The organism is Tessaracoccus lubricantis (genome assembly GCF_039544535.1).
GTDB classification, from domain to species: Bacteria; Actinomycetota; Actinomycetes; order Propionibacteriales; family Propionibacteriaceae; genus Arachnia; species Arachnia lubricantis.
The window spans coordinates 59,061-73,832 of the sequence record NZ_BAABLV010000024.1 but is presented as its reverse complement, the minus strand read 5'-3'; the positions used below and the strand labels follow the sequence as shown (position 1 = coordinate 73,832).

The 14,772-nt window shown below is 70.5% G+C and carries 13 protein-coding genes; 7 read left to right on the top strand and 6 right to left on the bottom strand.

Features of this window, described 5'->3' with window-relative positions:
- Nucleotides 1-61 precede the first annotated feature (61 nt).
- On the top strand, nucleotides 62-976 hold the full coding sequence (locus ABEA30_RS07745) for a polysaccharide deacetylase family protein (protein ID WP_345581483.1): 915 nt from the start codon (nucleotides 62-64) through the stop codon (nucleotides 974-976).
- A gap of 15 nt (nucleotides 977-991) precedes the next feature.
- On the opposite strand, the gene ABEA30_RS07740 is transcribed toward ABEA30_RS07745, so the two are convergent.
- The gene (locus ABEA30_RS07740; RefSeq protein ID WP_345581480.1) at nucleotides 992-1,879 is read right to left on the bottom strand and encodes a metallophosphoesterase family protein; all 888 of its coding nucleotides are present in this window, start codon (nucleotides 1,877-1,879) and stop codon (nucleotides 992-994) included.
- 208 nt (nucleotides 1,880-2,087) lie between these two features.
- Between ABEA30_RS07740 and ABEA30_RS07735 the strand changes: the two genes are divergently transcribed.
- From ABEA30_RS07735 to ABEA30_RS07720, 4 genes are all read left to right on the top strand, one after another.
- Nucleotides 2,088-5,366: an alpha-N-acetylglucosaminidase TIM-barrel domain-containing protein gene (locus ABEA30_RS07735; protein ID WP_345581477.1), complete on the top strand. Its 3,279-nt coding sequence runs from the start codon at nucleotides 2,088-2,090 to the stop codon at nucleotides 5,364-5,366.
- Between the two features lie 49 nt (nucleotides 5,367-5,415).
- The gene (locus ABEA30_RS07730) at nucleotides 5,416-6,147 is read left to right on the top strand and encodes a glycerophosphodiester phosphodiesterase (protein WP_345581474.1); all 732 of its coding nucleotides are present in this window, start codon (nucleotides 5,416-5,418) and stop codon (nucleotides 6,145-6,147) included.
- Nucleotides 6,148-6,387: 240 nt separating this feature from the next.
- Nucleotides 6,388-7,284 carry a 1,4-dihydroxy-2-naphthoyl-CoA synthase gene (locus ABEA30_RS07725; protein WP_345581471.1) on the top strand — a complete coding sequence of 299 codons (897 nt, stop codon included), beginning with the start codon at nucleotides 6,388-6,390 and terminating at the stop codon, nucleotides 7,282-7,284.
- A gap of 133 nt (nucleotides 7,285-7,417) precedes the next feature.
- Complete coding sequence (locus tag ABEA30_RS07720) at nucleotides 7,418-7,975, top strand: NADAR family protein (RefSeq protein ID WP_345581468.1); 558 nt, start codon at nucleotides 7,418-7,420, stop codon at nucleotides 7,973-7,975.
- Here ABEA30_RS07720 and ABEA30_RS07715 read toward each other — a convergent pair.
- From ABEA30_RS07715 to upp, 4 genes are all read right to left on the bottom strand, one after another.
- Nucleotides 7,968-8,951 carry a hypothetical protein gene (locus ABEA30_RS07715; protein ID WP_345581465.1) on the bottom strand — a complete coding sequence of 328 codons (984 nt, stop codon included), beginning with the start codon at nucleotides 8,949-8,951 and terminating at the stop codon, nucleotides 7,968-7,970. The two genes, ABEA30_RS07720 and ABEA30_RS07715, sit on opposite strands and share 8 nt — an antisense overlap.
- Nucleotides 8,952-8,981: 30 nt before the next feature.
- On the bottom strand, nucleotides 8,982-10,766 hold the full coding sequence (locus ABEA30_RS07710) for an alpha-amylase family glycosyl hydrolase (protein WP_345581462.1): 1,785 nt from the start codon (nucleotides 10,764-10,766) through the stop codon (nucleotides 8,982-8,984).
- Between the two features lie 83 nt (nucleotides 10,767-10,849).
- Nucleotides 10,850-11,614: a YwiC-like family protein gene (locus ABEA30_RS07705; RefSeq protein WP_345581459.1), complete on the bottom strand. Its 765-nt coding sequence runs from the start codon at nucleotides 11,612-11,614 to the stop codon at nucleotides 10,850-10,852.
- Between the two features lie 54 nt (nucleotides 11,615-11,668).
- Nucleotides 11,669-12,310, bottom strand: coding sequence for a uracil phosphoribosyltransferase (gene upp, locus ABEA30_RS07700; RefSeq protein ID WP_345581456.1), 642 nt, complete (start codon nucleotides 12,308-12,310; stop codon nucleotides 11,669-11,671).
- A 117-nt stretch (nucleotides 12,311-12,427) separates the two neighbouring features.
- Here upp and ABEA30_RS07695 point away from each other — a divergent pair, with 117 nt between their 5' ends.
- Both ABEA30_RS07695 and tadA read left to right on the top strand, forming a co-directional pair.
- Nucleotides 12,428-13,015 carry a tRNA adenosine deaminase-associated protein gene (locus tag ABEA30_RS07695; protein WP_345581453.1) on the top strand — a complete coding sequence of 196 codons (588 nt, stop codon included), beginning with the start codon at nucleotides 12,428-12,430 and terminating at the stop codon, nucleotides 13,013-13,015.
- A 32-nt stretch (nucleotides 13,016-13,047) separates the two neighbouring features.
- On the top strand, nucleotides 13,048-13,479 hold the full coding sequence (gene tadA, locus ABEA30_RS07690) for a tRNA adenosine(34) deaminase TadA (RefSeq protein WP_345581450.1): 432 nt from the start codon (nucleotides 13,048-13,050) through the stop codon (nucleotides 13,477-13,479).
- A gap of 96 nt (nucleotides 13,480-13,575) precedes the next feature.
- Here tadA and ABEA30_RS07685 read toward each other — a convergent pair whose 3' ends face one another.
- Complete coding sequence (locus ABEA30_RS07685; protein WP_345581447.1) at nucleotides 13,576-14,754, bottom strand: MFS transporter; 1,179 nt, start codon at nucleotides 14,752-14,754, stop codon at nucleotides 13,576-13,578.
- Between the last annotated feature and the right edge of the window lie 18 nt (nucleotides 14,755-14,772).

Sequence of the window (14,772 nt, the reverse complement as noted above, 5' to 3'; positions counted from 1 at the left end):
CAGCGTGCGCCCACGACAACCGGGGCGCACGCACGGCGCCGACAGTGCGAGAATGCGCGGCATGGGGATTGCGCGGCGTGGGGTGCTGGGGCTGGGGATTCTTGGCTTGGTGGGATGTGCCCCTGCGGCACCGGTCCGTCCGTCGACTCCCGCGGCCACCCCCGCCGCGACGGCTCCGACGCCCAGCCGTGCGGCCAACGGGATCCCGAGCCCGATTGGGCCGCCGTCGTCACCCCCGCCGAGTCCTGCCTCCCCAGCCCTCCCAGCGGTCAGCCGCGACGACATCGCCGCCCGCTACGAGGGCCGCACGCCCCGGCAGTGGGGCCTCGAGGTCGTCGGCGTCGTGCAGCGCGGTGACTCGCCGTCCGCAGTCCTCACCTTCGACGCCTGTGGCGGACCCCGCGGCTCCGGCTACGACGCGGCACTCGTCGAGGTGCTGCGCAGCCACCAGGTGCCGGCCACGCTGTTCCTCAACGCGCGCTGGATCGACGCCAACCCCGGCGTGGCGGCCGAGCTGGCGGCGGACCCGCTGTTCGAACTGGCCAACCACGGCGCGGCACACCGCCCGCTGTCGGTCACCGCGGCGGAGGCCTACGGCATCGCCGGCACGCGCTCGGCGGGCGAGGTCTACGACGAGGTGATGGGCGGCTGTGACCGGCTCGGCGAACTGACCGGCTCGGCGCCGCTGTGGTTCCGCTCCGGCACCGCCCATGTCGACGACGTCGCGGTGGAGATCGTCGCCGAACTCGGGCAACGGGTGGTCAACTTCGACGTCAACGCGGACGCCGGCGCCACCTTCAGCCCCGCCCAGGTGAGCCGCGCCATGGGCGGGGCAGCTGCCGGGTCGATCTGCATCGGCCACTTCAACCGCCTAGGGTGCGGCACGGCCGCCGGCATGGCCGATGCGCTGCCCCGCCTGCTCGACGGCGGGCTGAGGTTCGCCCAGTTGCGCGACGCCGTGCCGGCCCTGGCCTGAAGGGCTCGCCCGGCGTCAGGAGTGGCGCAGGTCGAACGACGACAGCGGCTCCGGCCCGGCCATCACCCTGCGGGTGACCTGCAGAATGGCGTCCTCGTTGGGGTCGACGCGCCAACGGACCAGCGCGATGGTGCCGTCTGCGATCTCCAGCGCGGTGATGTGCGACGGGTAGATGCAGCTGCCCGAGTTGAAGTAGGGCGTGTCGTTGGGCCGCGGGAACCGCTCGCGGTGCGTGTGGCCGCAGATCAGGGCGACCCCGCTCTGCCGGATCCACTTGCGGTAGTTGCGCTCCACCTTGTGCCGCTTGTCAGCATTGGCCACGGGGCTGGTGGGGCTGTGGAACCCGAACGCGTGCGCGTACCGCCAGAAGGCCCGCATCATGAACCGGCTGAACCGCCACGCCTGGTCGTTGGGGAAGTCGCCCTGGTGGCCGTGCACCAGCAGGACGTCCTGCCCCGTCTCACGGTGCCGGAACACCACCGCCTCCACCGGCTCCAGCCCGTTGAAGAACGGCTTGTGCTCACCCGTGGTCCGCGACTTCGCCGTCCACAGGTGCTCCCGCACGTAGGCGGGCTCCTTCAGGACGATGTCATGGTTGCCCCACATGCGGATCATCCGGCCGGCGCGGTGGAACGGCATGAGCTGCTCCCACACCGCCCGGTTGGCCCTGATGATGTGGGCGAAGTCGTGCTCCCACAGCTCGTCGCCGTCGCCGGCCTCCACGTACGTGAAGCCGTTCTTCCAGTAGTAGTCCATCGCCGCGGTGTAGGTGTTCTTGTTCTTCAGGAACTCGTCGGACTTCGAGCCGTCACCGCGGTGACAGTCGCTCATGATCACGTACCGGGACGTGTCGTCGATCAGCTCGACGCGGGCGTCCCTGTAGGCCTCGGTCAGACGCTGCATGGTCTTCACAGAAATCACCGCCGTGTGCCGTGGGTTTCCCTCCGATCATAGGTCGGCCGCCCGACGGGCACGAGGAATCTGGCGTCGCGGGCACCGGGATCGGCGGCGCGGACCGCTCAACGCGGCGGCGCGATTGCGCGCGATCCCGCCGAGCCATCCCGACGCGCTGGTTGGCTGGCCTGCACACTTTCGACGTCGAGGGGCCCATGTGAAGATCTGGAACGCCACCATCACCGCGCTGCTGTCCGCCGCGCTCGCCGCCGTCATGTTCGTACTCCCGCCCAACGCGGCAGCCACCGGACACGCCAGCGACACCCCGCCGTCGGCCCCCGCCAACGCCCAGGAGCAGGCGGCCCGGGACGCCTTCACCCGCATCCTCGGCTCCGCCGCCAGCCGGTTCGAGATCACGGTGCCCGCCCAGCGGCCGGCGGGCCAGGACTCCTACTCCGTCACCACCAGCGGCGACAAGATCAGGGTCACCGCCAGCACCCCGTCGACGGCGGTCGCCGGCCTGAACCACTACCTCGGCAGCATCGGGCAGTCGCTCAGCTACACGGTGCGCAACGTCGACCCCACCGTCGCGTTCCCGCTGCCCGACGGCGAACTCGGCCGCACCGCCAATGTCGCCGCCCGGTACTACGGCAACGACACCGAGGACGGCTACACCGGCGCCCACCGCACCTTCGACCAGTGGGAGCGGCTGATCGACGAACTGGCGGCGCTCGGCTTCAACCAGGTGTTCATGCCGGTGGGCTCCGAGGCCGTCTACTTCGACGTGCTGCGCCAGTTCGGCTACACCGCCGCGGAGGCGGCCGCGTGGATCCCGTCCCCGGAGCACCAGCCGTGGTGGCTGTTGCAGAACATGGCCTCCTGGCCCGCCGGCACCACCGAGGCGTCGATCGAGGCCCGCGCCGCGCTCGGCCGGCGGATCGCCGATCGCCTCCGCGAGCTGGGCATGACGCCGGTGCTGCCGGGCTACTTCGGCACGGTGCCTCCCGGCTTCGTCGCCCGGAACCCCGGCGCCGTCGTCGTCCCGCAGGGCGGCTGGGTGGGCTTCCAGCGCCCAGACTGGCTCGACCCCAACTCGACGGTGTTCCCGGCCGTGGCCGCGAAGTTCTACGAGTCCTCGGCCACCCGCTTGGGCCGGTCCACCATGTACAAGATGGACCTCCTGCACGAGGGCGGCCAGCGCGGCACGGCCGACATCCCCGCCGCCACGAAGCGCATCGAGCAGGCGCTGCAGGCCACCAACCCCGGCGCCACCTGGGTGTTCCTCGGCTGGCAGTCCAACCCGCAGAACGACATCATGGGCGCGGTCAACCCCGCCACCACGTTCATCGTCGACGGCATCACCGACCGCTACCCCAACGGCAGCCGCGAGACGGCCTGGCTGAACCGGCCCTGGGCGTACGGCACCATCTGGAACTACGGCGGCGACACCACCATCGGCGCCAAGCTCACCCGCTGGAACACCGACTACTTCCGCTTCAAGGACCAGGCCGGCAGCGCCATGCGAGGCCTCGCCGCGATGCCGGAGGGCGGCGACAACAACGGCGCGGCCCTCGACTTCTTCGCCAACCTCGCCTGGGTCACCGGCCCTGTCGACCTCGACCAGTGGTGGGCCGACTACGTCTTCAAGCGCTACGGCGCCCGCGACGCCGACGCCGTCGCGGCGTGGCAGATCGTCAGCCGCACCGCCTACACCCTGCCCACCAGCGGCGACTTCGCCGAGGCCCACGACAGCGTCTACGCCGCGATCCCGTCGCTGACGGCGGCCACGTCGTCGCAGTGGTCGCCGACGCGCCCCGCCTACGACATCACCGAGTTCGCCACCGCCCTGCCCCGGCTCCTCGCAGCCTCGGACCGGCTCGGCGGCAACCCGGCCTACCGCTACGACCTGATGGTCCTGGCACGCCAGGTGCTGAGCAACCACGGGCGCGTCCTGCTGCCCGAGATCCGCAAGGCGGTCAGCGCCGGCGACCTGGGCCAGTTCGACGAACTGACCGCCCGCTGGATGGAGGACATGGCGCTGGTGGACCAACTGGCCGGCACGCAGGAGATCAGCCTGCTCGGCCGCCTCCTCGACGAGGCCCGCAGCGCCGGCACCACCGTCGAGCAGGCAGCCGCGTTCGAGCGTAACCAGCGCACGCTGCTCACCGTCTGGGGGCCGCGCGCCGGGTACCAGAGCGGGCTGGGCGACTACGCCGGCCGCGAGTTCCAGGGCCTCGTCGGCACCTACTACCAGCCCCGCTGGCAGAAGTTCTTCGACGCGCACCGCGCCGCGCTCACCACGGGCGGGGCGGTGGCGGCCTTCGACTGGTTCGACGACGCGCAACCCTGGCTGGCCTCTGCCGACCGCACGGGCATCTGGTCGGCACCGCGCGGTGACGTGGTGGCGCTGGCACGGGCCGCCCGGGCCGCCGTCGAACGGCCGCTGCCGCAGCCGGCGCCGCCCGCGTACGGCGACCACTACCTGTCCGACCTGCCCTTCCTCACCGAGGACTCCGGCACGTTCCCGGTGCAGCGCGACCGAGAGGTCAGCCAGCCGGGCGTCACCCCACAGCCCCTCCGCATCGCAGGCGTGACCTACGAGAAGGGACTGGGGATGCAGGCGCCGTCGACGGTGTCGTTCCTGCTGGGTGAGCAGTGCAGCCGGTTCACCGCCCTCGTGGGGCCCGACGACACGATGAGCGGCCCGCAGCAGTTCCCGTCGATCATCTTCCGGGCCTGGGGCGACGGTGCGCTGCTGTTCGAGAGCGACGTGCTGCTGAAGGGGCAGACCGCGGTGGTGGACGTCGACGTGACGGGCGTGTCGGAGCTGGAGTTGGAGCTCGACCCGGCCGAGGGGGTCGTCAACGGTGGGCAGGCGGAGGCCTACTGGTGGGATCGGGGTGACTGGGCGGAGGCGAAGGTGTCGTGCCCGGCGCCGGTGTCGCCGTCGCCGTCTGCCTCGCCCTCGCCGTCGCCATCTGGGTCGCCCTCGCCCTCGCCGTCGGTGACCCCGTCGTCGAGCCCCAAGCCGACGTCGCAGCCCACCAGCCCCGCGCCGCGCGAGCCGTTCGTGCCCACGGCTCCGTACACGAAGGCGGGTAAGCACACGGTCAACGGTCGCGAGTGGATGACCACGTGTGAGCCCTACTCGCGCACGCAGCGGTGCCGGACCGACATCTGGGCCACCGTCGTGCTCATCGAGGACGGCCGGTTCGTGCGTCGCAGCGGCTGGGCGTTCAACAACCTGACGTACCTGCCGTACATGACCCGCGCGCAGTGGGGCGGCAACCCCTTGGCCAACCACAACTACGAGACGGGCTTCAGCTCCGCGGGGCGCCAGTGGCGCACCGAGTGTGACACGGCCCGCACAGGCAAGGGTGGGTGTCGCAGCTACACGATGACGACGGTGTACGCGGCGACGGCGAAGCCGGGCGGGGGCTACGCGTTCACCCAGCGCAACGAATGGGTGTTCAACAACATGGTGTTGTTCGGCTGAGCCCCTCCAGAATGTGCCCAGCTTGCGGTGAGGTGAAAGGATGGGAGTCGTGACTGCAATCTGGGCCCATCGCGGCGCCTCCGCGTACGCGCCGGAGAACACCCTGCCAGCCTTCGAGCTCGCCCTGAAGATGGGCGCCAATGGCCTCGAACTCGACGTCCAACGCACCGCGGACGGACAACTCGTCGTGATCCACGACGAGACGATCAACCGCACCTCGAACGGCTTCGGCAAGGTGGTCGAGCAGACCCTCGAGGAACTGCGGGGCGCGGACTTCTCGCACGGGTTCCCCGGTCGTCGCAACACGAAGATCCCGCTGTTGCGCGACGTGCTGGACCTCGCCCGAGGCACCAGCGCGACGGTGAACATCGAGCTGAAGAACACCGTCGAGCTGTATCCGGGGCTGGAGCACGACGTGCTCGCCGCCGTCGCGGACGCCGGGATGCTGGACCAGACCCTGTTCTCGTCGTTCAACCACTACAGCCTGGCCAACCTGCGGGGACGGGTGTCGCCCGACCACCTCGGGTTGCTGTCCTCCGACGGGCTCTACGAGCCGTGGGAGTACGCGCAGTGGTTCGGCGCCGGGGCCGTGCACCCGCACTACCTGGCGCTGCGCAACCCCGACTTCGTGTGGCTGTGCCACGAGCGGGGCATCAAGGTGCACGCGTGGACCGTGAACAACGACGAGGACGCGTTGTGGTTGAAGAACATCGGCGTGGACGCGATCATCACGAACTTCCCTGACCGCTTGGGTGAGACCGTCCGTCGCGGCTACCTCTGACCGCTCGCCCCTGTGCGGGGGTGAGCTCCGCGCGGGCGTGAGGGTGTCGTCGCAGACGTTGGCTCACCGTCGCAGACTGGGGCTGGATGTCGCAGACAGCGGGTGACGTCGCAGACGGCGGGTGTCGTCGCAGACAGTCCTCTGTCTGCGACTCGGGCGGCGGTCTGCGAGGTGGCGCTCAGGTCTGCGACGACGGGCTCAGGTCTGCGACGTCGCCGCCCCGCCGATAGGGTTGGCCCCATGAGCAACCCCTTCCGCCCGGAGCTGTGGACCGCTGTCGAGGGCTTCGAGTTCACCGACATCACCTACCACCGCGCCAAGGACGTGCCGGCGGTGCGGATCGCGTTCGACCGGCCGGAAGTGCGCAACGCCTTCAGGCCGCACACGGTCGACGAGCTCTACCAGGCCCTCGAGCACGCCCGTACGTCCTCGGACGTCGGCTGCGTCCTGCTCACGGGCAACGGCCCGTCGGAGAAGGACGGCGGCTGGGCGTTCTGCTCCGGCGGCGACCAGCGCATCCGCGGCCGCGCCGGCTACCAGTACGCCGAGGGCGAGACCGCAGAATCCGTCGACGCCGCGAAGCTCGGCCGGCTGCACATCCTCGAATGCCAGCGGCTCATCCGCTTCATGCCGAAGGTGGTCATCGCCCTCGTCAACGGCTGGGCCGCGGGCGGCGGGCACTCGCTGCACGTCGTCGCCGACCTCACCCTCGCCTCCCGCGAGCACGCCAAGTTCAAGCAGACCGACGCCGACGTCGGCTCGTTCGACGCCGGCTACGGCTCGGCGTACCTCGCCCGCCAGGTGGGGCAGAAGTTCGCCCGCGAGATCTTCTTCCTCGGCGACGTCCACGACGCCGAGGACGCCCACCGCATGGGCATGGTCAACCGCGTCGTCCCGCACGCCGAGCTGGAGGACGTCGGCCTGGAGTGGGCCGCGAAGATCTGCGGCAAGTCGCCGACTGCGCAGCGCATGCTGAAGTACGCCTTCAACGCCATCGACGACGGGCTGGTCGGCCAGCAGATCTTCGCCGGCGAGACCACCCGCCTGGCCTACATGACCGACGAGGCCGTCGAGGGCCGCGACTCGTTCCTCGAGAAGCGAACGCCCGACTGGTCGAAGTTCCCCTACTACTACTGACCGTCTAGCGGCTGACTAGCGGCGATGCCCTGATAGATAGTACGTCCGACCTCTGGGCACGGGCAGCTGAAGTGGACCGTCCCTGAGTACTGTGACGCCATGACTTCAGCGCTGCATGGAAGGTGACGGGCCAATGGTGCTCCTCGAACCGCTCTCGGTGGCAGACCTCAGGGCCTCCGTCTCGGCCGGCGTGCGACCGCACTACCTGCTCTTCTGGGGCCACACCCCGGACGTGCCGGGTCAGCTCGACCGCGGGTGCCTCAGCGAGAACTACCAGGCCGACTTCGAGGCCGACGGTGAGGTGTTCCGCACCGCGCAGCACTACGTCACGTGGCGCAAGGCCCAGTTGTTCGGCGACCACCACGCCGCGCAGCGCGTGCTCCGCGCTGAGGCCCCGACGAAGGCTCGGGCCATCGGCCGGTCCGTGCGGCCGTTCAACGACGAGGTGTGGAAGCGGCACCGCTTCGAGATCGCCGTCGCCGCCAACCTGGCGAAGTTCGGCGCGCACCCCCACCTGCTGCAGTACCTGAAGTCGACCGGCTCGAAGATCCTCGTGGAGGCCTCTCCCATCGACCGCGTCTGGGGCATCGGGCTTTCCTCCGACGACCCCGCCGCCCGCGAACCCGCCCGCTGGCCCGGGCTCAACATCCAGGGCTTCGCCCTCATGGAGGCCCGCCGGCAACTCAGCTGAGGTGGGCCACGACCTCCCAGGTCGGGTCGTTCGCGGCTTCGACGGGGAGGCCAGCCGCCCCGGCCAGGTCGAGCAGGCGCTGCGCGGCCCCGGTGTCGGGCCGCACGTAGCAGTACCAGGTGCGCAGCGCGCCCAGTGTCTCGACGGCCACCAGTTCGCCGTCGGCGTCGATGGCCTCGCCGATCAGTTCCTCGACCTCGTCAGGCTCGGGCGAGCCGCCGTCGAGGCGCATCCGGATGGTGACCACTTTCTCCAGCAGCGGCTCCCTCGCCACGCACAGCGGCACGCGGATGCGGGCGTGGAGCTCGCGGCCGTCGTAGCGGGTGCCCTGTATGACCGTCCACGGGCTGACGTCGGGCAGCTCGACGAACCGGGTGCGCACGTCGTCGACGAAGCGCCGCAGCCCCAACAGGTCCGTCGGGTCCTCGGCCGGCTCGTCGAGCGCGGCGAGCTCGCCCACCCAGCACTGGACGTGCTCCTCGCCGAGCGCGATGTCGACCATCGCCTCCGCCAGCGACGCCCGCTGCTCCGCGGAGAACGGCCCGAAGTGCGGGTGCCACACGCCGACGTCCACCCGGCGCGCCATGTCACGGTACGCCACCTGGGTCTCCCGCAACTCCAACGAGACCCCGTCGACTGCGAACGTCACCGCCATCGGGTCGGGCGACCGCTTGATGAAATTCGAGTACGACCAGTGCCGATCCGGCGCCGGGGCGCCATCACGGACCCGACGGGCCAGCGGCATCAACCACGGCTGCCCGTGCGCCGAGATCGTCAGCGTCCGACGGCTGCGCCCCGCGTTGTCGTCGATCCGGTACCCCAGGCGCGGGTCGACCTGCTCGAGGTGCTCGGTCAACAGCGGCCCGAACGTGCGCACCGCGGCCTCCTCGGCACCGGAGTCGAGCAACGACGCCAGCGGCCCGGCGTGCCGCCCCCACCACTGCCAGAACGCCTCGATGCGCTGCGCCTCGTCCATGCCCCCGACTCTAGGGGGAGTCGACGCGCGTCAGCCGGCGTAGCTGTAGATCAAGACCGAGTACGGCGCGACGGTCAGCGTGGCCGAGGAGCCGAACCCGTCGAGCCCCTCGTCGACCCCGTGCAGGTCGCCCGACGGGTGGTCGCCGAAGTCGTCGGAGTACAGCGTTGCGTCGGAGTTGAGCTTCAGCTCCCACCGGCCCCCGGTGGGCAGCCCGATGCGGTAGTCGTCGCGCGCCTCGCCGGAGAAGTTCGCCACGACGACGACGTCGTCGCCCACGCCGTGGTCGTACCACCGCTGGAACGCGAGCACCTTGGCGCCCTCGTTGCGGTGGAAGACGTTGATGCCCTGCCCCTGTAGCCCGCGGGATTCGCCGAAGAGGTTGCGGCGCAGCGTGATGAGGTCGGCGTAGAGCTGGACGATGCCGTGGTGCTCGCGACGCAGGTGCCAATCCAGCGGCACGTCGTCGCGGAACCAGTCGCCCTGGAGGAACTCCTGGCCCTGGAACAGCATCGGGATGCCCGGGGCCGTCATGACCAGCGCGGCGCCCAGCGTCGAGCGCTTCTGGGCGAACCAGCCCTGCTGGTCACCCGGCTGCACCTCCGCGACGACGCGGGCCTTGCCGTTGGCCACCTCGTCGTGCGACTCGGTGTAGACCACCCGGCGGAACGCGTCGCCGTCGTAGGTGAAGGTCAGCGCGTCGGCGATGTCGTCGATGCTGCGGTGGGCGTCGTCGTACTCGCGCAGCGCCTTGCGGACGGGGTGCACGAAGTTGGGGTCCCACTGCGAGTGGTAGCCAGCGCCGTCGTGGTCGAAACCCGTGACGAGCGGGTTGGAGTGCATGTCCTCGGCGATCAGCAGCGCGTCGGGGAACTGCTCGCGGATGTCGCGGTTGATCCACGACTGCAGCGTCCAGCCGTCGATGATGTCGAACCCGGTGGCGTCGACGGAGCGCATGTAGGGCGTCATGTCGTAGCGCAGGCCGTCGACGTGGAACTCGCGCAGCCACATGAGGGCGTTGTCGTGGATGAAGCGGCGGACCTCTGCGCGGCCGTAGTCGGGGCGGGTGTCGCCCCAGGGGGTCGACGAGCGGTGGTCGTTGTAGAAGTAGATGCCCCCCTTGTCGTTCTCCTGCCAGCCGTCGAACTGCCACAGGTCCAGGTCTGACGGGCCGAAGTGGTTGTAGACGACGTCCTGGATCACGCCCAGGCCCATCCGGTGGGCCTGCTTCACGAACTCGCGGTACGCGCGGGGGCCGCCGTAGCCGGACTCGACGGCGAAGATGTGGGCCGGGTTGTAGCCCCAGGACAGGTCGCCGGCGAACTCCGCCACCGGCATGAGCTGCACGACGTTGCAGCCCAGGTCGACGACGTGCTGCAGCTTCTGCGCCATCATCGCGAAGTCGCCGTTGTCGTCGCCCTTGGCGAAGAACGAGCCGACGTGGGCCTCGTAGACCACGATCTCGTTGTGGGCGGGGAGCGTGTAGTCGTCGCCCTCCCAGTCGAAGTCGAGCGGGTCCACGATCACCGAATTGCCCACCGAGTTGGTCACCTCGCGGGCGTACGGGTCGTTGCGGTCCAACTCGAGGTCGCCGTTGACCAGGTGGAACTTGTACTCCTGGCCCGCCTTCGCGCCCTCGACGTAGCCGTACCAGTAGCCCTCGTCGTTCTCCCGGGTGAGCGGGTGGGCCGCGGTGTCCCAGTCGTTGAACTCGCCGAAGACGCTGACCTCGTCGGCGTTCGGCGCCCACACGCGGAACCCGACGCCGCCGTCGGCGACGATCGCCCCCATGCCCTCCAGAACCTGATCGCTCACGCGTGACCCCTCTCTCGACTGCTGCCCACAGTAGAAGGTAGCGGCCGCGGCCAAGCAGATTGGCGCAAGCTGGCGCGGCGGGCTCAGGCGAACAGCACCAGCAGCAGCGCCGCGGCCGACAGCACGATCTCCACGACGCCGATCTGCGCCGGCCTGCGCCTCTCGCGCGGCATCCACCAGGCGCGTGCCACCAGCGCCGACGCCCAGAGCAACCACGCCCAATTGAGCCAGCCGACGACGACCGCGGCCAGCACCAGAGCGGCCAGCACGCCGTGGTAGGCCAACGAGCGCGGCGCCGAATGGGGATTGTTGCGCTCCCGGATGAGGGCCTTGACGTGGAAGACCGTCCCCACGAAGTACGCGGTGATGGCCACCATGACCGCCACCTCCTCCGGTCGCACCGCGCCGCCGTCGCCGGTGGAGCGCAGCACGGCCATCAGGCCGCAGGAAGCCACGATGGTCAGCACACCCGAGAGCACCGAGCGCTCGCGCTTCGACGCCGCCAGCCACAACGCGGCGCCGAGCAGGACGGCGTAGACCGGCGCCCAGAGAAGGAGTTCCCAGCCGCGGAACCACAGCGTCGCGAGGCCGGCCGCGACGGCGATCCCGCCGTAGACGCCGGCCGCGGGGAGGTACTCGGGCCGGCGCCTCGGCGCCGCCTTGATGGCCAGGACGAGGGCGTTGAACGCGAAGTAGCCGATGAGCCAGGTGACGCCGAGCGCGGCGTCACCGAGGTCGAGCGGGCGGTGGGGCGACACCAGGACGAGCCCCACGAGGAACGGGACGATGATCATCGCCCACGCGCCGTGCTGGTTGGTCAGCCATCCCCTCGACGATTTCCCGGCCATGGACCCAACCTAGCCGTCGGCCCCTCGCGCCCCCCGGGCGGGGGTGCGGAACCCCTACTCGGCCAGCCCGTACAGCCGGTCGCCGGCGTCGCCCAGGCCGGGCACGATGTAGCCGGCGTCGTTGAGCCGCTCGTCGAGCGAGGCGACCACCACCCGGCACGGCACCTGGAGGTCCGCCAGGAGGTGCTGCAGCTTGTCGACCCCCTCGGGGGCGGCGGTCAGGCAGATGGCAGTGATGTCGTCGGCGCCGCGGTCGACGAGGTACTGGATGGCGCCGCCCAGCGAGCCGCCGGTGGCGAGCATCGGATCGAGCACGTAGCACTGGCGCCCGGACAGGTCCTGCGGCAGCCGCTCGGCGTAGGTCATGGGCTGCAGCGTCTTCTCGTCGCGGATCATGCCGAGGAAGCCCACCTCGGCCGTCGGCACCAGCCGCAGCATGCCGTCGAGCATGCCCAGGCCGGCGCGCAGGATGGGCACGACCAGCGGCGCGGGCTGCGCCAGCTTCACGCCGGTGGTGCGGGCCACGGGGGTCTCGATCTCCACCTCGCCGACCCGCACGCCGCGGGTGGCCTCGTAGGCCAGCAGCGTGACGAGCTCTTCGACGAGCCGCCTGAAGACGGGCTGCGGGGTGCGCTTGTCGCGCAGCACGGTGAGCTTGTGATGGACCAGCGGGTGTTCGACGACGTGTAGTTCCACGGGTCAACTTTCCCATATCCGAGCACGTCCGCGTAGCGGGTTGGGCACCGGCCTGTCTCTGCCGCGTGAAGCGTGCAAGGATGGACGAGGCACCGGATTTGTCGGGAGGAGTGGGTTGTGGACGTGTTCGATGAGGATGCGGAGCCGTTCGACTTGAAGGACGACGTCGAGGAATCCGACGACGACGACTTCGATGACTACGACGACGATGACGACCTGGAGGACGCCTCCGAGGACGACATCGACCTCGTGGTGGCGCTGTACCGCGAGGACGGCAAGGCCACGGCGGTGCCCATGGACTACGAACTCGCCAACGACCTCGACGAACTCATCCGCCAGCTGAGCCGCCTCCCAGGCGACTCCGGGGCCGACGGCTGGGTCTCGGTGGCCGGCGAATTCTTCGTGCTGTGCCGCGTGCGGGGCCGCACCGTCGAGGTCCTCCTGTCGGACGCGACGGCCGCCAACGACTGGCCGCTGGCCCGCGACGTCGTCGACTACCTCGGCGAGGAGGTGCCGGACGAGGACGACGACTCCTTCCCGATCGGCGACCTCGAGCTCTACGCCGCCAGCGGCCTGCGCGGCTTCGAGATGGAGGCCATCGCCACCGACTACGACGAGGACTCCGACGTGCTGCTCGGCGTCATCGCGAAGAAGCTGAAGGTCGGCGCCGAGTTCGAGCGCGCCGTCGAGTCCTTCGACGACTGACCGGGGCCGTGGGCACCCGTTGGCATGACGCGATGCGTCGTGCGCTGGCTGAGGCCGTGGCGGCGGAGGCGCACGGTGACGTGCCGATCGGCGCCGTGGTCCTGGGGCCCGGCGGCGACGTCATCGCCGTCGGCGGCAACGAGCGCGAGCTCACCGGGGACCCCACCGCCCACGCCGAGGTCGTCGCCATCCGGCGCGCGGCCGCCGTCGTGGGGGAGTGGCGCCTGACGGGCTGCACGCTGGTGGTCACGCTGGAGCCGTGCACCATGTGCGCCGGGGCCATCGTCGCGTCTCGCATCGAGCACCTGGTCTTCGGCGCGTTCGACGAGAAGGCCGGGGCCGTCGCGTCTCTGTGGGACGTGGTGCGCGACCCGCGCCTGAACCACCGCCCGACGGTGACTTCGGGCGTGTTGGAGGCCGAATGCGCCGCGGTGCTCGAGGAATTCTTCGTTGACAAGCGCTGACGGCGCAGGGTGCCGAAATCCCGGTGTGGCCTTTTGTCACCATGTGGCCCCAGGTGCGGTGATCGTGACACAAGGCCACACCCGGAAAATCGAGCCTCAGTCGAGGACGGAGATGCCGCCGCTCAGGTCGGGCTGCGCCTTGCGGAAGACGGCGGCGACGATGAGCGCCAGCACGCCCATGCTGGCCGCGACCACGAGGGCGCCCTGGGCGCCGACCGCGTCGATGGCGACACCGGCGATGGCGGCGGAGATCGAGGTGCCCAGCAGCTGGCCGGTGCCGATCCACCCGTAGGCCTCCGCGGTGTCGGCGAACGGCACGCTGCCGGCGATGACGGCCGAGACGGCGGCCAGCGCGGGCGCGATCCCGATGCCGGCGATGAACAGGGCGCCCGACAGGCCCCAGAACCCGGTCAGCAGCGCGGCGAGGATGAGCCCGACCACCATGATCATGGTGCGCAACGCCAGCGACCAGCGGTTGATGGGCCGGTTTCCGGCGGCGAGCCCGCCGATGAGCGACCCGAACGAGGTGATGCCCAGCACGATGCCGGCGGTGACCGAGCCCTCGTCGAAGCTCGCGACGACGCCCACCTCGACGGAGGCGAAGGCCCCCAGGAACAGCGCCGAGGTGACCATCATCAGGATCACCGACGGGTTCTGCAGCACGCGGCCGAGCTTGCGGCTGGTCAGCGGGATGCGCAGCGTGCGGACGGCGGGGGCCAGCATGAACGTCAACCCGCCGGCGATCTGCACGCCGACGACGATCAGCAGCGCCACGGTGGTGTCGAAGGCCGCCGCCAGCATGGTGATCGTCACGGGGCCGATGACCCAGATGATCTCCTGCAGCGCGGCATCGAAGCTGAACAGCGCGGTCAGCAGCGGGCGCGGGGTGATGCGCGGGTACAGGGTGCGCACGGCCGGGATGACCGGCGGGACGGTGCCGCCGCCCAGGGCGCCCAGCACGATCAGCCAGAACAGGGGCAGGGTGGGGAACAGCGCCAGCGCCGAGAGCGCCGCGACCGACGCGATGGTGCACACGAGCAGCACCCGGAACGTGCCGAAGCGGCTCAGCAGCCGCGACACCGGCGGGCCGGCCAGCGCCATGCCCGCCGAGAACGCCCCGAGGACCAGGCCGGCGGCGGTGTAGGAGCCCTTCTCGCGCTCCACGTGCATGAGGATGCCAAGCGTGTACATGCCGGCAGGGAAGCGGGCGGCCAGTTGCGCCACGAGGATGAACGCCAAACCCGGGACACGGAGGAGGGCCGAGATTTCACGCACCGGCCCACTCTACGCCGC

Excerpts from the sequence above, each read along its gene's own strand:
- ABEA30_RS07705 (WP_345581459.1), bottom strand. The coding sequence starts at position 11,614 with ATGGCCGGGAAATCGTCGAGGGGATGGCTGACCAACCAGCACGGCGCG.
- ABEA30_RS07740 (WP_345581480.1), bottom strand. The coding sequence starts at position 1,879 with ATGCAGCGTCTGACCGAGGCCTACAGGGACGCCCGCGTCGAGCTGATC.
- ABEA30_RS07745 (WP_345581483.1), top strand. The coding sequence starts at position 62 with ATGGGGATTGCGCGGCGTGGGGTGCTGGGGCTGGGGATTCTTGGCTTG.
- ABEA30_RS07720 (WP_345581468.1), top strand. The coding sequence starts at position 7,418 with ATGGTGCTCCTCGAACCGCTCTCGGTGGCAGACCTCAGGGCCTCCGTC.
- tadA (WP_345581450.1), top strand. The coding sequence starts at position 13,048 with ATGCGTCGTGCGCTGGCTGAGGCCGTGGCGGCGGAGGCGCACGGTGAC.
- ABEA30_RS07715 (WP_345581465.1), bottom strand. The coding sequence starts at position 8,951 with ATGGACGAGGCGCAGCGCATCGAGGCGTTCTGGCAGTGGTGGGGGCGG.
- ABEA30_RS07725 (WP_345581471.1), top strand. The coding sequence starts at position 6,388 with ATGAGCAACCCCTTCCGCCCGGAGCTGTGGACCGCTGTCGAGGGCTTC.